This is a genomic window from Paenibacillus sp. S29 (genome assembly GCF_049319765.1).
GTDB classification, from domain to species: domain Bacteria; phylum Bacillota; class Bacilli; order Paenibacillales; family Paenibacillaceae; genus Paenibacillus; species Paenibacillus polymyxa_B.
In genome coordinates, this window is sequence record NZ_JBMOUI010000028.1 from 1 (window position 1) to 21990 (window position 21990).

20 protein-coding genes and 1 riboswitch are annotated in these 21990 nt (G+C 48.2%); of the genes, 17 read left to right on the plus strand and 3 right to left on the minus strand.

Annotation, left to right across the window (positions count from 1 at the left end; all coding sequences use genetic code 11):
- Positions 1-287 precede the first annotated feature (287 nt).
- From ACL9RM_RS25720 to ACL9RM_RS25730, 3 genes are all read left to right on the plus strand, one after another.
- On the plus strand, positions 288-1280 hold the full coding sequence (locus ACL9RM_RS25720) for a ketoacyl-ACP synthase III (protein ID WP_061832068.1): 993 nt from the start codon (positions 288-290) through the stop codon (positions 1278-1280).
- Between the two features lie 130 nt (positions 1281-1410).
- Entirely contained in the window at positions 1411-3546 is a 2136-nt protein-coding gene (locus ACL9RM_RS25725) for a DNA topoisomerase III (protein ID WP_250267463.1), read from the plus strand.
- Between the two features lie 109 nt (positions 3547-3655).
- Positions 3656-3793 (plus strand): hypothetical protein, encoded by a 138-nt coding sequence (locus ACL9RM_RS25730; protein ID WP_016819760.1) that lies wholly within the window; start codon positions 3656-3658, stop codon positions 3791-3793.
- Between the two features lie 181 nt (positions 3794-3974).
- Here the strand turns inward: ACL9RM_RS25730 and ACL9RM_RS25735 are convergent, their stop codons facing one another.
- Together ACL9RM_RS25735 and ACL9RM_RS25740 are read right to left on the minus strand one after the other, a co-directional pair.
- Positions 3975-5141 carry a type II asparaginase gene (locus tag ACL9RM_RS25735; protein ID WP_061832066.1) on the minus strand — a complete coding sequence of 389 codons (1167 nt, stop codon included), beginning with the start codon at positions 5139-5141 and terminating at the stop codon, positions 3975-3977.
- Positions 5142-5491: 350 nt separating this feature from the next.
- Entirely contained in the window at positions 5492-5620 is a 129-nt protein-coding gene (locus ACL9RM_RS25740; protein ID WP_081112528.1) for a DUF4023 family protein, read from the minus strand.
- A 194-nt stretch (positions 5621-5814) separates the two neighbouring features.
- On the opposite strand from ACL9RM_RS25740, the gene ACL9RM_RS25745 reads away from it, so the two are divergent.
- The 10 genes from ACL9RM_RS25745 to purF all read left to right on the plus strand — a co-directional run bounded on the left by ACL9RM_RS25745 (position 5815) and on the right by purF (position 16494).
- Entirely contained in the window at positions 5815-6078 is a 264-nt protein-coding gene (locus ACL9RM_RS25745; protein ID WP_025719814.1) for a DUF1294 domain-containing protein, read from the plus strand.
- Positions 6079-6226: 148 nt separating this feature from the next.
- Positions 6227-6661 (plus strand): universal stress protein, encoded by a 435-nt coding sequence (locus tag ACL9RM_RS25750; protein ID WP_061832065.1) that lies wholly within the window; start codon positions 6227-6229, stop codon positions 6659-6661.
- Between the two features lie 351 nt (positions 6662-7012).
- A riboswitch (purine riboswitch) is annotated at positions 7013-7114 on the plus strand.
- A 148-nt stretch (positions 7115-7262) separates the two neighbouring features.
- Positions 7263-7748, plus strand: a complete 486-nt coding sequence (purE, locus tag ACL9RM_RS25755; protein ID WP_013308792.1) for a 5-(carboxyamino)imidazole ribonucleotide mutase — start codon at positions 7263-7265, stop codon at positions 7746-7748.
- Positions 7745-8920, plus strand: a complete 1176-nt coding sequence (gene purK / locus ACL9RM_RS25760; RefSeq protein WP_250267464.1) for a 5-(carboxyamino)imidazole ribonucleotide synthase — start codon at positions 7745-7747, stop codon at positions 8918-8920. The genes purE and purK overlap by 4 nt, the downstream gene beginning before the upstream one ends.
- A 2-nt stretch (positions 8921-8922) precedes the next feature.
- Complete coding sequence (gene purB, locus ACL9RM_RS25765; protein WP_013308794.1) at positions 8923-10221, plus strand: adenylosuccinate lyase; 1299 nt, start codon at positions 8923-8925, stop codon at positions 10219-10221.
- A gap of 706 nt (positions 10222-10927) precedes the next feature.
- A complete protein-coding gene (locus ACL9RM_RS25770; RefSeq protein ID WP_061832063.1) occupies positions 10928-11809 on the plus strand; it encodes a phosphoribosylaminoimidazolesuccinocarboxamide synthase in 882 nt (293 codons plus the stop codon).
- Between the two features lie 58 nt (positions 11810-11867).
- Positions 11868-12113 (plus strand): phosphoribosylformylglycinamidine synthase subunit PurS, encoded by a 246-nt coding sequence (purS, locus tag ACL9RM_RS25775; protein ID WP_250259398.1) that lies wholly within the window; start codon positions 11868-11870, stop codon positions 12111-12113.
- Positions 12114-12117: 4 nt separating this feature from the next.
- Entirely contained in the window at positions 12118-12807 is a 690-nt protein-coding gene (purQ, locus tag ACL9RM_RS25780) for a phosphoribosylformylglycinamidine synthase subunit PurQ (protein ID WP_165179506.1), read from the plus strand.
- The gene (gene purL / locus ACL9RM_RS25785; protein WP_165179505.1) at positions 12785-15028 is read left to right on the plus strand and encodes a phosphoribosylformylglycinamidine synthase subunit PurL; all 2244 of its coding nucleotides are present in this window, start codon (positions 12785-12787) and stop codon (positions 15026-15028) included. Before purQ ends, purL begins: the two co-directional genes overlap by 23 nt.
- On the plus strand, positions 15013-16494 hold the full coding sequence (gene purF / locus ACL9RM_RS25790) for an amidophosphoribosyltransferase (RefSeq protein WP_069291121.1): 1482 nt from the start codon (positions 15013-15015) through the stop codon (positions 16492-16494). Before purL ends, purF begins: the two co-directional genes overlap by 16 nt.
- Positions 16495-16815: 321 nt before the next feature.
- Here purF and ACL9RM_RS25795 read toward each other — a convergent pair whose 3' ends face one another.
- Positions 16816-16965 (minus strand): hypothetical protein, encoded by a 150-nt coding sequence (locus tag ACL9RM_RS25795; RefSeq protein WP_250267465.1) that lies wholly within the window; start codon positions 16963-16965, stop codon positions 16816-16818.
- A 243-nt stretch (positions 16966-17208) separates the two neighbouring features.
- Here ACL9RM_RS25795 and purM point away from each other — a divergent pair, with 243 nt between their 5' ends.
- The 4 genes from purM to purD all read left to right on the plus strand — a co-directional run bounded on the left by purM (position 17209) and on the right by purD (position 21877).
- Positions 17209-18249, plus strand: a complete 1041-nt coding sequence (purM, locus tag ACL9RM_RS25800) for a phosphoribosylformylglycinamidine cyclo-ligase (RefSeq protein ID WP_061832069.1) — start codon at positions 17209-17211, stop codon at positions 18247-18249.
- Positions 18249-18863 (plus strand): phosphoribosylglycinamide formyltransferase, encoded by a 615-nt coding sequence (gene purN / locus ACL9RM_RS25805; protein WP_250259396.1) that lies wholly within the window; start codon positions 18249-18251, stop codon positions 18861-18863. Before purM ends, purN begins: the two co-directional genes overlap by 1 nt.
- 130 nt (positions 18864-18993) lie before the next feature.
- The gene (purH, locus tag ACL9RM_RS25810) at positions 18994-20541 is read left to right on the plus strand and encodes a bifunctional phosphoribosylaminoimidazolecarboxamide formyltransferase/IMP cyclohydrolase (RefSeq protein WP_013308804.1); all 1548 of its coding nucleotides are present in this window, start codon (positions 18994-18996) and stop codon (positions 20539-20541) included.
- A 70-nt stretch (positions 20542-20611) separates the two neighbouring features.
- Positions 20612-21877 carry a phosphoribosylamine--glycine ligase gene (gene purD, locus ACL9RM_RS25815; protein WP_250267466.1) on the plus strand — a complete coding sequence of 422 codons (1266 nt, stop codon included), beginning with the start codon at positions 20612-20614 and terminating at the stop codon, positions 21875-21877.
- Positions 21878-21990 lie beyond the last annotated feature (113 nt).

Below are 21990 nucleotides of genomic sequence, written 5' to 3' on the forward strand. Positions count from 1 at the left end.
CACGACCGTTAAGCCCTCCAGCGCCGATGGTACTTGGACCGCAGGGTCCTGGGAGAGTAGGACGTCGCCAAGCAAAAAGTAAAAGAGACCAAGATCTTCTGAAGATCTTGGTCTCTTTTTTGCGTTATAAAGCACTGGAATTTTATTTAAAGTGAGGTTGTTATAAGTTCAACTGGATAAGTGGATATTAACTAATAAATAAGAAGACGGTTTTAAAATAATTTAGTACCAGGTATTAGTATCTGGTGTTATAATATGAATAAGGATTACAAAGGAGAGTGATCAGATTGTTGAATTCAAAAGCTAAGCTTACGGCCTTTGGCACTTATGTACCTGAACGGATTTTGACGAACGCTGACTTGGAGAAGCTTGTGGATACGAGTAACGAGTGGATTGTACAGAGAACGGGTATGCATGAAAGACGCATTGCGGCTGAAGATCAATATGTATCTGATTTATGTATACAAGCTATTACTCGTATGATTAACCTGTATGACGTAAATATAAACGATGTTGAGATGATCATTGTAGCGACGAGTACACCTGATTACTACTTTCCAAGCACGGCTTCACGTATTCAGGCTCATTTTGATATTCCAAACACAGGGTCAATAGATGTTAGTGCAGCATGTGCAGGTTTTTCCTATGGACTTCATTTGGCAAATGGCCTTATTACGAGTGGTCTGCATCGTAAGGTGCTGGTAGTAGGAGCCGAAACGTTGTCCAAAATTACAGATTATACGGATCGGACGACGTGCATACTTTTTGGAGATGGTGCAGGAGTTGCACTTGTTGAATATGACGAGGATGAAGGAGCATTTTTAACTTCAGATATAGGTACCTATGGGCAAGGGGGAGCACATCTTTACCGTGTGGGATTATCTGATCATTTGGATGGAGAGAAGCTGCAAGACCATGGATTTATTGCTCAAAATGGACGAGAGGTTTATAAATGGGCTGTTCGCTCTGTCCCAACGGGAATCGAACGATTATTGGATAAGGCAAATATGAAGAAGGCGGATCTTGATTGGTTTGTACCTCATAGCGCTAATTTGAGAATGATCGAGTCCATATGTGAAAGAAGTACAGTACCTTTGGAAAAAACGCTGACAAGCGTAGAATTGTATGGTAATACATCTGCGGCATCCATCCCGTTGGCTTTGCAGTGTGGTTTGGATGATGGGCGTTTACGGTATGGACAACATGTGTTGTTATATGGATTTGGGGGAGGCCTCACCTATGCGGGTCTGCTATTAAAATGGAGTGTGCCTGATTTGTAAGTTATTCTAACCCATGTAGAAGCAATAGCACTAGTATGTACGATCATGTTAATTAAGAGCCGTTGGCATTAGAATTTATCGTAAGTTGGCAGGATGGTATAATTAACACTATGAGAGAAAGGAGCGTAACATGAAGGTACTGGTATTGGCAGAAAAACCGTCCGTGGCCAGAGAGATTGCACGTGTGATGGGTAGCCGCGAGAAGCATAAAAGTTATATAGAAGGACCCCAGTACGTGGTGACGTGGGCACTGGGACATTTGGTCGGCTTAGCAGAGCCAGAGGATTACGATTCTAAGTATGCGACCTGGAATTTGGAGGACCTGCCTATTCTTCCGAAGAGTTCAAAGTTAAAGGTGCTGCGCGAAAGTAATCATCAGTTCAAAGCTGTGCAGCAGCTCATGAAGCGGCAGGACATTGGAGAGCTTATCGTGGCAACAGATGCTGCCCGCGAAGGAGAATTGTTGGCACGCTGGATCATCCAAATGGCAAACTGGAAAAAGCCCTTCCGGCGCTTATGGATCTCCTCGCAGACGGACAAGGCGATTAAGGCAGGTTTCGCAAAGCTATTGCCTGGTCAGCAGTTTGATCGTTTATATGAATCGGCTCGCTGTAGAGCTGAAGCAGACTGGATGATTGGTCTCAATGTAACTCGCGCGTTGACTTGTCGTTATAACGCCCAACTTTCGGCTGGAAGAGTGCAGACACCAACACTGGGGATGATTATGGAGCGTGAGAAGGAAATTACCGAATTCCGTTCTCAGGAATATGATACTCTGACGGCGGATTTTGGCGATTTTCAGGCAACTTGGCGGGCAGAAAGCGGGGATTCACGCATGTTTGACCGCACTCAAGCAGAGGCTTTGCGCCGTAGACTTGAGGGGGCCAAAGGCACAGTTGCCAGTGTTAAAAAGAGCGAAAAGAACGAGCCTCACCCGCTAGCGTATGATTTAACGGAGCTGCAAAGAGATGCTAATCAGCGCTATAACTTTTCGGCTAAACAGACATCTAATCTGCTTCAGCGTCTGTATGAGCAGCATAAGCTGGTGACCTATCCACGTACAGATAGCCGTTATCTGACATCCGATATGGTGGATACACTTAAGGAAAGGCTCAGTAGTGTAGCAGTAGGTCCGTATGCTTCCTTGGCACGTCCGCTATTGCGTAACAACTTACCAATCACAAAGCGAATTGTGGATGACAGTAAAGTCACGGATCATCATGCGATTATTCCTACTGAGCAGACATTATTGCTTAATCAGTTGAGCCCTGAGGAACGGAAGCTGTATGATCTGATTGCACGACGTTTTATCAGTCTATTCTATCCACCTGCACGTTATGATGCTGTAGCCGTATCAGTAACGGTGGAGCAGGAGACGTTTCAGGTAAAAGGCACAACGGTAAAAGATAGCGGATGGCGTGCTGTATATGACGCGAACCATTATGATATGGATGATGAAGAAGCAGAGGATCGGGAAAACAATGGACGAGGCGTTATTTTACCTGAGCTGCAAAAAGGAGATTCCGTCCGGTTACAGCGTTGCCTTGTACGAGCTGGGCGAACGATGCCGCCGAAGCGGTATACAGAAGCAGCCCTGCTCGCTCAGATGGAAAAGCATGGACTGGGTACTCCTGCTACCCGTGCAGATCTGATTGAGAAGCTTGTCAGCTCGGATACGATTGAGCGTCAGGGGAACGTGATGCATCCAACCGGGAAAGGTAAGCAATTGATTGAACTGGCGGCTCCACAGCTTCGAACGCCCGAATTGACGGCACGTTGGGAAGCGGAGCTGGAACGGATTGCTCGTGGTCAAGGACAACCGGAACCGTTTTTGAATTCTATTCGTGCTATGGCGAAAGAGCTGGTTTCCACTGTGAAAAATAGCAGTGCGGAGTACAAGCCCCATAATGTGACGAATAGTCATTGCCCAGATTGTGGTACAAAGCTATTGGAGAAGAAGGGCAAGAAAGGCAAGTTCCTTGTATGTCCAAGTGCGGATTGCGGTTACCGTCGTTCAGGGGAAAAACGTTTGTCCAATCGACGTTGCCCGCAGTGTCATAAGAAAATGGAAATGAAAGAGGGCAAAGCAGGATTGTATGTAAGATGCCTGCCCTGTGGCATTACCGAGACGTTGGATAAGGACAAGCAGCGGGTAAACAAACGGGAACAGCAAAAGCTAGTAAGACAATTTGAAAAGCAGGAATCTTTTGGCTCCAGTTTGGGTGATTTGCTTAAAGCAGCGATGGAACAAAAGCAGGGCAAATAGCAGGGCAAATAACGGATGACCAAAAGTGCTACAGTCACATAATCAGCAGGTATACGTCGGTATAAAAACGATCACTCCTTGGCATGGTAAGCCGAGGAGGTGAGTATTTATGCCCAAACATAAACCGCTTAAAATCAATAATCAGCAAAATAAATCAAGCATACTGGAGGAGGAAATTGCAGCTCATCCAGAGAAGCAAGCGAAATATCCTCCAAGCTTGAATGGGATTCCCAAACAGCAGTCTTGATGCTGCGTGGGAGGGACAACGAATTACTGTATAGAACCAAGACGATTGATCGTCAGATGAAGTAGTTACTATGCTAGACCTGTCTCGCAAAAAAAAGAAGCAGCAGTTACGGTGGTTAACCGTAATCGCTGCTTCTTTTTCATAATAGAATGTTGATTTATTTGATTTGAGATAACTACTTTTAGTATTCATTAAAAAAAGATTGAATTTGGTTAACATCGTGTGTTTGGGTCAAAGCAAGCATGAGCAAAATCCGTGCTTTTTGCGGATTAAGCGAATCGGTCGATACAAAGTTCGATGCCGCGTCTTTTGTTGACGGGGACACCACTCCACTTCCCACGCGGCTGGAGCGGGCAATGATCACTCCTTTTTTACCAGCGGCCTCTGCGCCTTCTGAGGAGGTCTTGGACAAGGAGCCATTACCGGAACCAGCTACGACAATACCCTTGGCACCAGCTGCTACGGCTGCATCATACAGATAGCGACCATTGTTTTGATATTCGTATAAAATATCTACTTGTGGCAGTTGAGTCAGGTTAGAGATGTCGAATACAGAAGAAGTCGTATGCTTGTGTGTGGATTTGTTGTAGTAGTACACTTGATCGCCCACAACAGCTCCAAGGTATCCCTGCTCCACAGACTTGAACGTATCGACTGCTGTTGTGTTCGTTTTGGTGATGTATCTTGCTGCACCGATACGGTCGTTCAACAGGACGAGTATACCCTGACCTTTAGAGGCCGAAGCCCCAGCGACTTTCACTGCATTATAAAGGTTGAAGGGACCATCAGCACTGATGGCAGTAGCTGGACGCATAGAGCCAACGACAACTACTGGCTTATCGCTTTTGATAACAAGATTGAGGAAATAAGCTGTTTCTTCTAATGTATCTGTACCATGTGTAATGACAATGCCATCTACATCGTCTCTGACAAGCAGTTCATTGGTGCGTTTGGCAAGTTTTAAGAGGATCTCATTATTAACGTCGGGGCTACCTACATTAACAACTTGCTCACCACTGACATTTGCAATACTTTTCATCTCAGGAACGGCATTGATCAGAGTTTCCACACCCAACGCGCCTGCTTTGTAGCCAGTTGTATCCGTATTGACGGAAGATGATCCTGCGATGGTCCCTCCTGTGGCAAGTATTTTAATATTGGGTAAATGATTGGTTTGAGGATTTTCGGATTTGTCCGACGTAGTAGTGGTAGAAGCAGGTGCAGTTGTGCTGGTTGTAGCTGCTGCCGCAGCCGCAGCGTTGGCGGTAAATCCACCACTCCATAAGGTACTACCGAGAATAAAGCTAGCCAACAGGGGAATCATCGTCATTTTTTTCATGTTAGTCATATAAAGCTCCTCTCCAATCTTAAACCTCAAATATAAATGATAGATTAACTGACAAATATTTTGTCGAATTACGTTAATATCACGAATTATAGAGTGTAAAATTGTTTTTAGTCAACACTTATGTTAGTAAATATGACTTTAGAACTTATTTATTATAAATGTAATCGATTTCAAAAAGATATTTGCAAAACAAAACAACAAGCAGAAATCTCATAAGGAGTCTGCTTGCTGTTATTGTGGAAGTTAAACAATAGAGTTTACCCCGTAATCAATTCGCATAAAAGGCTGCAGGGTTAAGTTGATACTTTAGGTTAATAACGCGGCTATACAGCTTAATGCAGATTCCTTGGTCAAGGATTATTAGAATGCTGTTTTGTCGGCAAGCTGGCGCTGGGAGTTCCTTTTCCTCGTTTACGGTTGCGTTCTGCCTTTTTTGCATTTTCTCGCAGCTTTTCAACGTATTCATGGGTGCTTTCCATGGCAGTTCCTCCTTTAAGACGAAATAGATGCACTCGGGGATCGCCCTTATGCCACCTTACTATTTCCGCAAAAGCGCTATCCAAGTCAGAAGAGGCGTTGTTTCTGTAAAAGGGGTGGGGTTATAATGAGGGGGAGAGCGCTATATAAGGCCTAATACCTGAACTTGGTACGGTGTGCAAAAGGAGGAGAGACATTGCAGACAGGCTTGTTGGTATGGCTGCTGTTTATCAATGCAGTAGGCTATCTGGTAATGTCGGAGGATAAAAAGAGAGCACGTAAACATCGCGATCGTGTACCTGAGCGGACGTTGTTTTTCCTGGCCCTGATCGGGGGAGCATTAGGCGTTCTAATTGCCATGTACCGTAAACGCCATAAAACACGGCATATGAGCTTCAGACTAGGTATTCCTGCGTTGCTATTCATGAACGCATTGCTGTATGGGTATTTTTTACGGTAAAGGGGAGGAGTTTAGGTTCTCATAGGGAAGTTTAATGATGAGTGAGAAGACTATTCCAGCCATCCAGTGATGTCATGGAATGGACAACAACAGGAATACATATTTCAGGCTTTGAATCAATAAACTGAATGAGGAAGAGGTGCATATTATGATATTTTCAAAAGTATTGCTTGCTTATGACGGTTCGGATGCATCCAACAAGGCTTTGTTAAAGGCGGCTGAATTGGTCAAGGCATCACCGTCCTCGAAGCTTGAGGTGGTAACGGCATTCGATTTTCCTCGGATCTTTATGGGCGAAGGTTTGGCTCCAATTCCGGCTTCAATAAATAAAGAATATTACGATTTGGCCGAACAAACTACGGATGAAGTTAAAAAACGACTTGCTGAGCAGGGTGTAGATGCCAAGGTGGAACTGATTCAAGGTTCTCCAGCCGAAGTCATTTTGGATTATGCCAATGAGAATGGCTTCGATGCGATCGTGATCGGTAGCCGAGGTTTAGGTGGTATCCGTGAATTTGTATTGGGTAGCGTAAGTCACAATGTGGTGCAGCATGCGCGTATTCCTGTGCTGGTCGTAAAATAACTGAATAAAAAAGTAAAAGTCGGTTTACTGCCTGTATAGGGAGTGCCGACTTTTATTTTTTTTCAGAGGGATGCGTTGCGGTCGCTGTTATCAGGGGAGGGGAGCGATAGCTAAATATAATACAATAGTCCTGACCTGTGGGTATATAAGGGTACTGATTTCACTAAACACGAACATTCTATTGTATGATTATTCTAATGTTCGTTTTCAAGTTGACATAAGGTGTAGGGAATTGTTAAACTAGGAAGTGTATTGTCGATAAAAAATGAACTTAAGGTACAATTTAATAAGGTACACATGTTTGAGCCGAAACAAACCACGATCATACTTGTAAAGAATATCGATTGGGATGGAATAGGCACAATGCTAACTCGTATAATGCCGGGGATATGGCCCGGAAGTTTCTACCTGGAAACCTTAAATTTCCGGACTACGGGAGACATACGGCTGAAGCCGCATTGGATGCGGTGGAAGAGGCTTGCTTTTGGCATGCCTTTAAGAAGCTCTGTCGTTTGTTTTTTCGTAGTCCGGTGTCTTGAAAATAACGTTATTTTCGAGTGCCGGATTTTTGGCGCTTATTGATAAACAGGGAGTGAAGGACATGTCAGTGCAGGTCGCTGTCATTATGGGCAGCACATCAGACTGGGACACCATGCAGCATGCATGTGCTGTGCTGGACGAGCTTGAAATCGGATATGAGAAAAAAGTAGTTTCAGCCCATCGTACACCGGATTTAATGTTTCGTTTTGCAGAAGAGGCCGCTGGGCGTGGACTAAAGGTCATTATTGCTGGAGCGGGTGGGGCTGCGCATCTGCCAGGAATGGTGGCTGCGAAGACAGCATTGCCGGTCATTGGTGTGCCTGTTCAGTCGAAGGCTCTGAACGGTCTGGACTCCCTGCTCTCCATTGTGCAGATGCCGGGTGGTATTCCGGTTGCCACTGTGGCAATTGGTAAGGCAGGCGCTACAAATGCAGGGCTGCTGGCAGCACAAATATTAGGCGCTTTTGACGAAAAGATAAGCCAGCGGGTTTTGGCGAGACGCGACCGTATTCGTGATGAGGTGCTGGAAGGCAGTGACTCGCTATGAATGGGGCATGTGAATCCGCAGGCCGTATCCGACCTCCTGGTACAACGATTGGACTTTTAGGAGGCGGGCAATTAGGAAGAATGCTTGTACTGGCCGGAACCAATCTAGGATATCGCTTTGTGACACTGGACCCTGCACCGGATAGCCCTTGTGGACAGGTGTCAGAACAAATCCGTGCTGCCTATGATGATGAGCATGCGGCCAGAGAGCTGGCTGAGCGGTGCGATGTGATCACGTATGAGTTTGAAAATGTGGACGCAGGTGTGGCTGCGCTTTTGGAACAGGAATCCAGCGTACCGCAAGGCAGTAGTCTTTTGTACACAACACAGCATCGTCTGAGAGAAAAGCGTTCTATTGAAGCTGCTGGTGTCCCTGTCGCTCCGTATCGTGAAATCAGTAGTTCTGCGGATATGGTGCAAGCGGTAGCTGAACTGGGTGTACCGTGTGTGCTTAAGACAGCAGTCGGTGGTTATGATGGCAAGGGACAAGTGGTCATTCGCCAACCGGAGCAAGCCACGGCTGCCTACGAACAACTGGCAGGAGGCGGTGCGGAACTGGTATTGGAACAGTTCATCCGTTTTCGCTGCGAAATCTCGGTGATTGTAGCTCGCAGTACGAACGGTGAAGCCAAAGCCTTTCCACCTGCCGAAAACATTCACGTGAACAATATTTTGCACACGTCAATTGTGCCTGCACGTGTGCCAGAGCCTGTCCAGGAGGAAGCACGCAAGTTGGCGCTGGCTGTGGCAGAGTCGCTGGGTGCGGTGGGACTGCTCGCTGTAGAGATGTTTGTCACCGAAGACGGACAATTGTACGTTAATGAGTTAGCACCACGACCGCATAACTCCGGTCATTACACGATGGAGGGGTGCGCGACGTCGCAATTCGAGCAGCACATACGTGCGATTTGCGGTTTACCCTTGGGCAGCACGAAGCTGCTGACTTCCGTCGTGATGGTCAATGTGCTAGGTGAGCATTTGGAGGATGTGGTTCGGCGGTTTGCGCAATCGGATGTTGAAGCTGAAAGATTGGATGTTGTACCCAAGCTGCATTTGTATGGAAAAAGTGAAGCCAAGCCAGGCCGAAAGATGGGACATATTAATCTATTGTGCCAGGATGCGGAACAAGCGCTGGAATGGATTGAACAAACCAATATTTGGGGGAATAAATAGTCATGATCGAACGCTATAGCAGACCGGAAATGAGAGCGATTTGGACGGAAGAAAATAAATTTAAAGCGTGGCTGGAAGTAGAGCTGTGTGCCTGTGAAGCTTGGGCGGAATTAGGGGTTATTCCAAAAGAGGATACTGTGGCTCTGCGTAAGAATGCAAGTTTTGATATTGAACGGATCTATGAAATTGAGCAGGAGACAAGACATGATGTCATTGCTTTTACCCGCACGGTATCCGAAAGTCTTGGAGACGAGCGCAAATGGGTACATTATGGCTTGACCTCCACAGATGTAGTTGATACGGCACTGGGCTACCTGTTAAAGCAGGCGAATGAAATCCTGGAGCGCGATATCTTGAATTTTATTGAAATTTTGAAGGAAAAGGCATTGGCTTACAAGCATACACCGATGATGGGACGTACACATGGAGTGCATGCCGAGCCGACCACATTCGGACTGAAGATGGGATTGTGGTACGAGGAAATGAAGCGCAATCTGGAACGCTTTCGTTTTGCGGCTGACCAAGTACAATACGGTAAAATGTCCGGTGCAGTTGGGACATATGCCAACATTGACCCGGCTGTAGAAGAATTTGTATGCCGCAAGCTGGGCACCAAGCCTGCGCCCATTTCTACACAGACGCTTCAGCGTGACCGTCATGCCGAATACATGGCAACATTAGCGTTGATCGCTACATCGTTGGACAAATTTGCTACAGAAGTCCGTGCTCTGCAAAAGAGTGAGTTCCGTGAGGTGGAAGAAGCTTTTGCCAAAGGTCAAAAAGGTTCTTCTGCGATGCCGCATAAACGCAATCCGATCGGCAGTGAAAACATCTCCGGTCTGGCGCGTGTGATTCGTGGGCATATGGTATCTGCGTATGAGAACGTAACCCTGTGGCATGAACGCGACATCTCGCATTCTTCTGTGGAACGTATTATCCTGCCGGATGCAACCATGCTGTTGAACTACATGCTGAACCGTTTTGGCAATATCGTGAAAAATCTGACGGTCTTCCCTGAAAATATGAAGCGCAATATGGCACGTACGTATGGTGTACCATTCTCCGGCCGTATTATGACGAAGCTGATCGACAAAGGCTTTAGTCGTGAAAAAGCCTACGATACCGTGCAGCCGCGTGCTATGCAGGCGTGGGAAGAACAACGCCAGTTCCGCGAAATCGTCGAGGCGACCCCGGAAATTACTGCCGTGCTCAGCGCAGACGAAATCGAGGATGCGTTCAACCCAGCCTGGCATCTGAAGAACGTGGATACGATCTTCAAAAAGCTGGGATTAGGGGAGTAGGAGGGAAGGTTGCTGCGTGGTGAGGCCGCTGCGCGAACGGATCATTCTTCCGATTGCTGTTGCCTCTGGATTCCTGTGATTGTATAAGACCAGATATTGGTTGGAATCCAGAGGCAAAGGCAAGCGCTGACGCTTCTCCAGAACGATTCCGTCCGCTCCGCTGCACCCAGCACCAACCCTCGTGTGGGAGCAGAACTAGGGAAGGTGCGGCACATAAGATGCCGCACCTCCCCAAAGGCGATGGAAAAGCGTGTTCCACTGCTTTCTATCGCAGGCCACGTTCTCGTGAGGGCTGCCGAATTTGCGCAGCAAACAGGCCGCTGCCCTCCCGAGAACGCGCAGGCTCAAGAAGCGAAGCCTTGAGCCACCGTATCCGTGCGCAGCGTAGCACATGCGCACAACAGGGCGAAGCCCAATGCTCGCTGCACGGCATGCCGTGCTACGGCCACGGGCCGAATGGTATTGCGGCGACATGCGCGTAAAAACGTTGTTTTGTACCAACGTAAAAGCGTTGCTTGATGAAAGCTTGTGCGAACAAGCCTTCATCAAGCGAAACGCGCTCACATCACTCTAGCCACATAATAAACGCCCCCATCCCGCTCACCAAGCCAACCCTTGCGGGAGTCCCGAGGGCAGCAGCCCTGGGGGTCCTCCCCGAGGGGAGGATTTAGGAGGGGGAATACTCTTTTGGAAGAGGTGTAATGAAATGTCATTGTCTACTGCCGAAGGTCTGATCCAGGCGCCGCTCTTGTATAAAGGCAAGGTGCGTGAACTGTATGATCTCGGAGAGCATTTTCTGATTGTGGTGACAGACCGAATTTCGGCTTTTGATTATGTGTTAGAGCCACCCGTGCCCGAAAAGGGGAATGTGCTGAATAAGCTCAGCGCTTTCTGGTTTGAGCAGACGAAAGACTTGTTGGAAAACCATGTCGTGCACACTGATGTGAACAAGCTCGGGCATGTGATCGACGAACAGAATAAAGAGTTACTGAAGGACCGGATCATGGTCACGCTGAAGGCTGAACGCATCGACATTGAGTGTGTGGTGCGCGGATATATTACCGGAGGCGGGTGGCGTCAGTATGAGCAGAACGGTGAGGTGAACGGCATTCCATTGCCAGAGGGGCTGCGTAAAAACGAGCGCTTTCCCAAGCCATTATTTACACCGGCTGCAAAAAATGATGTTGGACACGACGAGGACATTTCCCTTCACCAAATGAAAGAACTGGTCGGGGTTGAACTAACAGGTGAGCTTGAGGAAAAGAGCTTGGCGTTGTACGAATTTGCACGTGCTTTCTGCGAGAAGCGGGGGATTATTTTAGCCGATTGCAAGTTTGAGTTTGGTCTTGTTAACGGTAAGGTGATTTTGATTGACGAAATTTTCACTCCAGATTCATCCCGTTTTTGGGCGCAGGAAAAGTATGAGCTGGATGTTGAGATTGACAGCATGGACAAGGAGCCGGTACGAAGCTATTTGGCATCATCCGGTTGGGACAAGAATAGCAAGCCCGATCCATTGCCTGCTGAGGTCGTAGAAGAAACAACTGCAAGATATACGGATATTTGGCGGCGTCTGACGGCACAGTAAATAGTAATCATAATTCAACCAATAGGATTCACTCATTCGGAGGAGGAACTGAAGGAACATGATGAAAGCAACAGTCTATGTCACGATTAAGCAAAGCGTTTTGGACCCGCAGGGGGTTGCGGTGCAAGGCGCACTACATTCTATGGGTTTCGGAGAAGTGGACAGCGTCAGAATTGGTAAGTATATGGAATTGAATCTGGATACAACAGACCGCGAGAGTGCTGTAAAGCGCATCATTGAGATGTGCGAAAAGCTATTGGCCAACACGGTCATTGAAGACTACCGCTACGAACTGGAGGGCTGATTCCATGAAATTTGCAGTTCTGGTTTTTCCGGGCTCCAACTGTGATATTGACTGCTATAAGGCGGTAGAGGACACGGTCGGTGAACCTGTCGATTATGTTTGGCATACTGCGACGGATCTGTCGCCTTATGATTGTATTCTTGTTCCAGGAGGCTTCTCCTACGGGGATTACCTGCGTTGCGGTGCGATTTCCCGGTTTGCTCCGGTGATGAAGGAAGTTGCCAAAGCGGCTGCCGAGGGCAAATATATTTTAGGGATTTGCAACGGATTTCAAATTCTGACCGAAGCCGGGTTGTTGCCAGGGGCTTTACGCCGTAATCTGTCGATGAAATTCCTATGCCGGGATACGGTGTTGCAGGTTGCGAATAACCAAACACCTTTTACAAGAGATTATGCTGCTGGTGAAGAGATCATTATTCCGATCGCCCACGGTGAAGGCAACTATTACTGTGATGATGAGACGCTGGCTCGTTTGCAGGCGAACAATCAGATTGTATTTAAGTATAAAGATAATCCTAATGGTTCCGTGACGGATATTGCAGGGATTTGTAATGAGCAAGGTAATGTGCTGGGCATGATGCCCCACCCGGAACGCGCGGTGGACGCATTGCTCGGGACGGATGATGGCAAACGTATGTTTACATCTATTTTGAACGCTTGGAGGGATCGACATGGCGCAGCAAGTGTCCGCTAAGGAACCGACGGCAGAGCAGGTTGCCGAACATAAACTGTATCAGCAGATGGGTGTATCGGACAGTGAATATGCGTTGATCTGTGAATTCATGGGACGTCAGCCCAATTATACGGAGATAGGCGTGTTCAGTGTCATGTGGTCAGAGCATTGTGCTTACAAAAACTCCAAGCCGTTGTTGCGTCGTTTTCCAACGAGCGGTCCGCGAGTTCTGATGGGACCCGGCGAGGGCGCAGGCATTGTAGATATCGGTGACAACCAAGCGGTTGTATTTAAAATCGAAAGCCATAACCATCCGTCGGCTGTGGAGCCTTTTCAAGGGGCAGCGACTGGGGTAGGCGGTATCATCCGTGATATTTTCTCCATGGGTGCAAGACCAGTTGCGGTGTTGAACTCTCTGCGTTTTGGCAAGCTGGAGAGCGACCGTGTGAAATATTTGTTCGAGCATGTGGTATCTGGTATTGCGGGATACGGGAACTGTATCGGTATTCCGACTGTAGGTGGCGAGGTTGTATTTGATGAAAGCTACGAAGGCAATCCGCTCGTCAATGCAATGTGTGTCGGACTGATTGACCATGATAAAATCCAGCGTGGTGTTGCTAAAGGGGTCGGTAACCCGGTGTTCTACGTGGGACCGCCGACAGGTCGTGATGGGATTCACGGAGCGACATTCGCATCGGTTGAGCTGACAGAGGAATCTGAAGCGAACCGGACTGCGGTTCAAGTAGGCGATCCTTTTATGGAGAAGCTGGTTATGGAATCATGTCTGGAATTGATCGACAGCGGTATTGTGCTGGGTATTCAGGATATGGGTGCCGCGGGACTTACCTGCTCCAGCGCGGAGATGGCGAGTAAGGCTGGCAACGGTCTGGAGCTGTATCTGGATCAGGTACCGCAGCGTGAAGAGGGCATGACACCTTATGAAATGATGCTGTCCGAATCACAGGAACGGATGCTGTTCGTAGTAGAGCCTAAGGATGAAGCACAGGCACTGGAAATTTTCGAGCGCTGGGGTGTTATTTGTGCAAAGGTCGGTAAAGTGACGGATGACGGTCGTTTGCGTTTGTTCCATCACAATGAAGTGGTCGGAGATATGCCAGTGACGGCGCTGGTTGACGAGTGTCCGATTTATGACAAGCCTTCCGAAGTCCCTGCTTATTATGAGCAAAATGCTGCTATTGACACACTTCGTTATGCAGAAGTGACGGATTTGAACGGTGCGTTGAAAAAGGTGCTGTCATCACCAAGTGTAGCCAGTAAGAAATGGGTATACGAGCAGTATGACTACATGGTACGCACGAGTACAGCCGTTCGTCCGGGATCGGATGCAGCTGTTGTGACTGTGCGCGGAACTCGTAAGGGACTCGCCATGACGACAGATTGTAACGGACGTTATGTATACCTTGATCCAGAGGTAGGCGGACGGATTGCAGTCAGCGAAGCAGCGCGTAACATTGTATGCTCCGGCGGCGAGCCGTTGGCAATTACGGATAACCTGAACTTCGGTAACCCTGAAAAGCCAGATATTTTCTGGCAAATGGAAAAAGCCGTGGACGGTATGGCAGAAGCTTGCCGTGTACTGGATACACCTGTCATCGGGGGCAATGTCAGCTTGTACAATGAAAATGCTAAAGGCTCCATCTATCCGACGCCTGTTGTCGGTATGGTAGGTTTGGTACATGATACAGATCATATTACGACACAAGGCTTCAAAGCCGAAGGCGATGTGATTTTCCTGGTGGGGGACACGAAGGCCGAGCTGGGAGGCAGTGAGTTCCAAGCTGTCGTACACGGTGTATCCGAGGGACGCCCGCCTGAGCTGGATTTGAACGTAGAGAAAAGACTACTGACTGCGGTACTGGGAGCGATTCAGGGCGGATTGGTACAATCTGCGCATGATTTGGCAGAGGGAGGATTGGCTGTAGCGCTTGCGGAATCTGGGATTAGCAGCGGATTGGGAGCACAGGTCAACGTAGAAACGACTTTGCGTCCTGACCATGCTTTGTTTAGCGAAAGCCAATCCCGTATTTTGTTATCTGCATCGCCGGATAAAGCGTCTGCTCTGGAAGCACATCTGCGTGGTTTGGAAGTGCCAGTTACTGTATTAGGAAAAGTTGAAGGGTCACAATTGACAGTTGAGGTGAACGGACAACCCGCTTTGAATGAGGCAGTCGCCAGTTTGAAGCAAATCTGGGAGGATGTCATTCCATGTCTGATGAAATAACAGCACGGACGTTGTGGACTGGAGATTATTATAATGAAGGCTCTGGTAAAGAGGGGCTGTTTGATAAATTAAAAGAGGAATGCGGCGTGTTTGGAGTGTATAGGCACTCCGATGCCGCTTCCCTAGCATATTACGGATTGCATGCACTCCAGCATCGCGGGGAGGAAAGTGCAGGCATCTGTGTGAGCAGTGGCGACGAGTTTCATTATCATCGTGGAATGGGGCTTGTAAAAGAAGTATTCAATAAAGATTTGATGGCTTCGCTGACAGGCGATATTGCCATAGGACATGTGCGCTACTCGACAAGTGGAGACAGTAAGCTAACGAATGCACAGCCTTTGGTGTTCAAGTATCGTGATGGCGATCTGGCAGTAGCGACGAACGGGAATATCGTGAATGCTTTGCAAATCCGGCAAGAGCTGGAGCAGGGCGGGTCTATTTTTCAAACGACCAGCGATACAGAAGTAGTGGCGCATTTGATCGCACGATCATCCAAGGATTTAGTGGAGGCCGCGAAAGATGCATTGAAGCGTATTGTCGGCGGATTTGCCTTTCTGATTATGACCAACGATAAATTGCTGGTCGCCTCTGATCCCAATGGCTTGCGTCCGTTGACGATGGGCAGATTAGGTGATGCATATTTGTTTGCTTCTGAAACCTGTGCTTTGGAAACGATTGGGGCAGAGCTGTTGCGCGATATCGAGCCGGGTGAACTGTTGGTGTTGGACAAAAATGGTCTGCACGAAGACCGTTACAGTGAAGGCAAGCATCGTAAAGCACTGTGCGCGATGGAATATATTTATTTTGCCCGTCCTGACAGTGATTTGAATGGTTCCAATCTTCATGCTGCGCGCAAAAGAATGGGTAGCCAGATGGCGCTGGAAGCTTTTGTCGATGCAGATCTGGTGACAGGAGTGCCAGATTCCAGTATTTCGGCTGCGATTGGTTATGCTGAGCAGACAGGTATTCCTTATGAGCTGGGTATGATTAAAAATAAATACACTGGACGTACCTTCATTCAGCCGAGTCAGGAGTTACGCGAGCAGGGTGTGAAAATGAAGCTGAGCGCTGTACGACGTGTTGTTGAAGGTAAACGAGTCATTATGATCGACGATTCTATTGTCCGGGGCACTACATCCCGCCGAATCGTGAATATGTTGCGGGATGCAGGGGCACTGGAGGTACATGTACGTATTACCTCACCGCCTTTCAAAAACCCGTGCTTCTACGGTATTGACACGCCGGATCGCCGGGAGCTGATTGCTTCATCCAAAACCGTCGAGGAAATTCGTGAGGAAATTAACGCCGATTCGCTTTACTTTATGAGCGCCGAGGGTTTGATTGCCGCTGTAGGTGGATATAACGAACAGGATTACAAAGGCGGCTTGTGCCTAGCCTGTTTCGATAATGATTACCCGACTCAGGTAGATTTCAAAGGTGAAGAAAAGTTCGGATGTAGTTGTTGAGAAAAGGGAACAAAAGAGATACAGGCGCATGGTGCAGGTGAAGCGGTTCTGAGGGGGCCACTCCGCGTGTAGAAGGTTCTTCCGATCGCTGTTGCCGCTGGATTCCCGAATTGGAATAACCCCTTAGAGGGTTGGAATCCAGCGGCAAAGGCGAACGCTTCGCTTCTCCAGAATCCTTCCACCCGCTGCGTTTCTCAGGTGTGCAGCATTTTGCAGCAGTGCCTGTACCTCTTTGGTTCCCACCGGGAAGAGGATAGGTAAGGTCGTTAAAAACTCATGGCATAACTATTTCATGCCATGAGTTTTTAACGGAGCAGTGACTCATAAAAAGCACCCTGCTCTTATAAGGTTGAGCCAGCGAAGCTCAACAGCAGGCAAGGCGAAGCTGCCTGCCTCAATGGGCAAAGAAGTGAGCCGCTCGTAGGCGCCGTTCACTTCTTTGCCCGGCACGTCCCCGCCTTTGCGAAGCAAACAGCCCGGGACGTGCCCGCCGCCGTGAAGGCGGCCACGCACCAAAGCGTGTCCTTGTGAATTGCGGGAATGACCCGCAATTCACAAAGGACAACACGCGACTCACAGCACGAACCAACACCAAGTAGCACCCAACCCTACACATCTGACCGATTCTTGAGGGGTCCAGGGGGAGCAGCCCCATGGAATCCTCCCTACTAGGGAGGACTTAGGAGGGTCAATCATTTGAAGGAGTGTTCATGAATGTCCGAAGCATACAAAAACGCAGGGGTAGATATCGCTGCCGGTAATGAAGCAGTAGAACGGATGAAAAAGCACGTTAAACGTACCTTCCGTCCCGAAGTGCTGACGGACTTGGGCGGATTCGGTGCATTGTTCGGCCTGAATAAGGATAAGTACGAGGAGCCTGTACTCGTTTCCGGTACCGATGGTGTCGGCACGAAGCTAAAGCTTGCTTTCGCAATGGATCGTCATGACACCATTGGTATTGACGCGGTTGCGATGTGTGTAAACGACATTGTCGTCGGGGGAGCGGAGCCACTCTTTTTTCTGGATTACCTCGCTTGTGACAAGGTTGTGCCCGAGAAAATTGAAGCTATAGTCGCTGGAATCGCAGAGGGATGCCATCAATCGGGCTGTGCGCTGGTCGGCGGTGAAACCGCAGAAATGCCAGGGATGTATAGCGAGGGTGAATATGATATTGCCGGATTCACGGTAGGGATTGTAGATAAAAGCAAAATTATCAACGGTAGCTCCATTGCTCCCGGAGATACAGTGATCGGTCTGGCCTCCAGTGGAGTTCACAGTAACGGCTTCTCCCTGGTGCGCAAGCTGTTATTGGAACAGCAGGGTTATGATTTGCATGATGAAATCGAAGGCTTGAACGGCAAACTGGGCGATGTACTGCTGGAGCCGACGAAAATTTACGTGAAATCCGTTTTGGCATTGCTGGACAAGGTAAAAGTAAAAGGCATGGCGCATATCACAGGTGGCGGTTTTATTGAAAATATCCCTAGAGTGTTACCGGATCACGTCAATGTGGATATAGAATACGGCACTTGGCCGATTTTGCCAATCTTCCAGCTCATGCAGGAAAAAGGCGCAATCTCCAACAAAGACATGTTCACAACCTTTAATATGGGAATTGGGATGGTAATCGTTGTAGGCGAAGAGCATGCACAGACTGCACTGGAAGTTCTGAAGGAACAGGGCGAAGCCGCATATGTGATCGGAAAAGTAACGGAAGGCAGTTCTATCGTGACCTTTACGGGAGCAGAGGTGTAATGAACGAGTACCGGATTGCTGTTTTTGCATCAGGCGAAGGGACGAATTTTCAGTCATTGGTGGATGCGGCTGCGCGAGGAGAACTGGGCGGCGCCTCGGTAGAATTGCTTATCTGTGACAAGCCTGCGGCTCCTGCCGTAGCTAGAGCCCAGAAAGCTGGAATTGCGTGCCATACTTTTCGACCCAAGGAATATCCTTCTCGAGAAGACTATGAGCGTGAATTGGTGGCTTTACTGGAGCAGAAATCGATTGATCTCATCGTGTTAGCTGGCTACATGCGTTTGCTATCCAGTATCATGGTCGATGCCTACGCAGGAAAAATTATTAATATTCATCCGTCACTACTTCCGGCATTTCCAGGGAAAGATGCTGTTGGACAGGCATTGACCTATGGGGTCAAGGTAAGTGGCGTCACCGTTCATTTTGTGGACGGGGGCATGGACACGGGAGCCATTATTGCCCAGCGTGTCGTGGAAGTTGACGACCATGATACAGCGGAATCCTTATCCGCAGCCATTCAATCCGTGGAACGTCAGCTATATCCAGAGGTAGTTGGCAAATTGGCCCAAGGTAAAATCCAATTAAATGGTCGCAAAGTGATTTCACTTCTCTAAGAATGATTGTAATTTGTCATATCATTGTCATATCAAGGATGTTGTACAGGCATTTTCCGATATTTCTCGGGAAATAAAATGATAAAAGAGAATTTTGCAAAATTCTGAAAGAGCTAAAGGAGGAGACAGGGTGAGTATTAAAAGAGCGCTCGTCAGCGTATCGGATAAGCGGGGGATCGTGGAATTTTGCCGCGAGTTGTCCAAATTGGGTGTGGAGATCGTTTCGACAGGGGGAACGAGCAGCTTGTTGTCGAAGGAGGGCATTCCCGTCATCGGCATTTCAGAGGTAACGGGTTTTCCTGAAATTATGGATGGACGTGTTAAAACACTCCACCCTGCGGTACACAGCGGCTTGCTGGCTGTTCGGGATAATGAAGAGCATCAGCGTCAGATGAAAGAACTTGGATTGGGTTATATTGATCTGGTCGTTGTGAATCTGTATCCTTTTGCGGAAACGATCGCCAAACCCGGTGTAACTTATGAGGACGCGATTGAAAATATCGACATCGGCGGTCCAACGATGCTTCGTTCTGCGGCAAAAAATCATGCTTTTGTCAGTGTGGTAGTCGATGCTGATGACTATAGCACAGTGTTGGAGGAGATCCGTAAGGATGGCGATACGGAACTGAATACCCGTAAGCGTTTGGCCGCAAAAGTTTTCCGTCATACGGCGTCATACGACGCTTTGATATCCGATTATTTGTCGAATGTGACAGGCGAGCCGTTGCCTGAGCGTTACACTGTAACCTATGAAAAAATTCAGGATTTGCGTTATGGCGAAAATCCACATCAGCAGGCGGCATTTTACCGTGAGCCATTGGCGGCAAAGGGTACGCTGACAACAGCGAAACAACTTCACGGCAAAGAGCTGTCTTACAATAACATCAATGATGCTAATGCCGCTTTGCAAATCGTCAAAGAATTCAGCGAACCTACCGTAGTAGCAGTTAAGCATATGAATCCTTGCGGTGTGGGAATTGGCGGAAGTATTTATGAAGCGTACAGCAAGGCGTATGCAGCTGATCCAACCTCGATTTTCGGTGGCATCGTAGCGGCTAATCGGATTATTGATGGTGATACAGCGAATAAACTGAGTGAGATCTTTTTGGAAATTGTACTGGCACCGGGCTTTACGAAAGAAGCATTGGAGATTTTAACGAAAAAGAAAAATATTCGCTTGCTTGATCTGGGTGAGCTTTCCCGGTCTGAACAGGCAGAGAGCCGTTTCGTCGTGACTTCCATTGAAGGGGGTATGGTAGTTCAGCAAAATGACATTCACGCTGTAGACTCGGATGCACTTACAGTTGTAACAGAGCGGGCACCATCCGAGGAAGAACTGAAACAGCTTTTGTTTAGCTGGAAAGTGGTTAAGCATGTGAAATCCAACGCCATCGTACTGGCGGCAGATAATATGACCATTGGCGTAGGCGCAGGACAAATGAACCGTGTCGGTGCGGCCAAGATTGCTATCGAGCAGGCCGGTGACAAAGCAAAAGGTGCCGTACTGGCATCCGATGCATTTTTCCCGATGGGCGATACGTTGGAGTTGGCAGCTAAAGCAGGCATCACAGCAGTTATTCAGCCGGGCGGCTCCATCAAAGACGAAGAGTCCATCAAGGTTGCTAACGAATACGGCATTGCCATGGTCTTTACAGGCGTACGTCATTTCAAGCACTAACTTGTATGAGTTGAGGATGCAGCAGCATTTTCACCTGAACAATCTTAATGGGAGCGGAGGAATCACCTGAATGGATATTTTGGTTGTCGGAGGGGGCGGCCGCGAACATGCAATTGTATGGGCGCTGAAGAAAAGCCCCAAGGCTGGGCAAATCTATTGCGCACCAGGCAATGCTGGTATCGGACAGTTAGCGGAGTGCGTGCCGATTCCGGTGAGTGACTTTGACGCGCTAACAGAGCTGGCGGAATCCAAAAAGGTAGGACTTGTCGTGGTTGGTCCCGATGATCCGCTGGCAGATGGTATTGTGGATGCTTTTGAAGCGAAAGGCATTCCAGTATTCGGACCGCGTAAAAATGCAGCGGAAATTGAAGGTAGCAAAATCTTCATGAAGGATTTGCTTCATAAATATCATATTCCGACAGCAACCTATCGCAAGTTTTATACTTATGAGGAAGCATATGCATACTTGAAGGAACAACCGATTCCGGTTGTCATTAAGGCAGACGGACTCGCGGCAGGTAAAGGGGTAACGGTCGCTTACTCGATGGAGGAAGCGGAAAAGGCTCTCTCCGACATTATGGTGACCAAGGTGTTTGGTGAAGCCGGGGCACAGGTCGTGATCGAGGAGTTTCTGGCTGGCCAGGAAATGTCGATTCTCTCCTTTGTCGACGGTGAAACGGTTCGTCCGATGGCCGCGGCCCAAGACCACAAGCCCATTTTTGATGGTGACAAAGGGCCGAATACAGGTGGCATGGGTACGTATTCTCCGTTGCCTCACATAGCCAATTCTATTATTGAGGAAGCTATTGAGACGATTATTAAGCCGACGGCCAAGGCCATGGTTGCTGAAGGGCGTCCATTCCGAGGTGTATTATTTGCCGGATTGATGATTTCGCCGGATGGCAAGCCAAAGACCATTGAGTTTAATGCACGTTTCGGTGATCCGGAAACTCAAGTGGTTCTGCCTCGTTTAAAATCCGATCTGCTCGATATTTTTCTTGCTGCTATAAATGGCACGCTGGATCAGGTGGAGATCGAGTGGAAGGATGAAGCGGCGGTATGTGTGGTGCTGGCATCTGGAGGTTATCCTGGAGCTTACGCTAAAGGTGTACCTATCCACGGATTGGAACAGGTAGACGAAGCTATCGTGTTCCATGCTGGAACGGGCATCAACGAACAGGGCGAGTGGGTAACGAACGGCGGACGTGTATTAGGTGTGGTCGGCTTGGGACGTGATATTGCCGGGGCACGGAACAAAGCTTACGAACAGGCGGATCGTATTACCTTTGAAGGTAAACAAAACCGTACGGACATTGCGTCAAAAGCATTGCTGTAGCAGCGATATAAAGGATAAAGAGAACCTCTGTGGAGGTTCTCAGGCTGTCGAGAAACCCCCTGTTTTTTTGCAGGGGGTTTAAAACTGTCTTAGTGGTCTAAAAACTAGGGTCC

Coding starts and splice junctions, on each gene's coding strand:
- purN (WP_250259396.1), top strand. CDS start 18,249: ATGAACGAGTACCGGATTGCTGTTTTTGCATCAGGCGAAGGGACGAAT.
- purD (WP_250267466.1), top strand. CDS start 20,612: ATGGATATTTTGGTTGTCGGAGGGGGCGGCCGCGAACATGCAATTGTA.
- purQ (WP_165179506.1), top strand. CDS start 12,118: ATGAAATTTGCAGTTCTGGTTTTTCCGGGCTCCAACTGTGATATTGAC.
- ACL9RM_RS25735 (WP_061832066.1), bottom strand. CDS start 5,141: ATGACTAACATGAAAAAAATGACGATGATTCCCCTGTTGGCTAGCTTT.
- ACL9RM_RS25750 (WP_061832065.1), top strand. CDS start 6,227: ATGATATTTTCAAAAGTATTGCTTGCTTATGACGGTTCGGATGCATCC.
- purB (WP_013308794.1), top strand. CDS start 8,923: ATGATCGAACGCTATAGCAGACCGGAAATGAGAGCGATTTGGACGGAA.
- ACL9RM_RS25730 (WP_016819760.1), top strand. CDS start 3,656: ATGCCCAAACATAAACCGCTTAAAATCAATAATCAGCAAAATAAATCA.
- ACL9RM_RS25740 (WP_081112528.1), bottom strand. CDS start 5,620: ATGGAAAGCACCCATGAATACGTTGAAAAGCTGCGAGAAAATGCAAAA.
- ACL9RM_RS25725 (WP_250267463.1), top strand. CDS start 1,411: ATGAAGGTACTGGTATTGGCAGAAAAACCGTCCGTGGCCAGAGAGATT.
- purS (WP_250259398.1), top strand. CDS start 11,868: ATGATGAAAGCAACAGTCTATGTCACGATTAAGCAAAGCGTTTTGGAC.
- purK (WP_250267464.1), top strand. CDS start 7,745: ATGAATGGGGCATGTGAATCCGCAGGCCGTATCCGACCTCCTGGTACA.
- purF (WP_069291121.1), top strand. CDS start 15,013: ATGTCTGATGAAATAACAGCACGGACGTTGTGGACTGGAGATTATTAT.
- purM (WP_061832069.1), top strand. CDS start 17,209: ATGTCCGAAGCATACAAAAACGCAGGGGTAGATATCGCTGCCGGTAAT.
- ACL9RM_RS25770 (WP_061832063.1), top strand. CDS start 10,928: ATGTCATTGTCTACTGCCGAAGGTCTGATCCAGGCGCCGCTCTTGTAT.
- purL (WP_165179505.1), top strand. CDS start 12,785: ATGGCGCAGCAAGTGTCCGCTAAGGAACCGACGGCAGAGCAGGTTGCC.
- purE (WP_013308792.1), top strand. CDS start 7,263: ATGTCAGTGCAGGTCGCTGTCATTATGGGCAGCACATCAGACTGGGAC.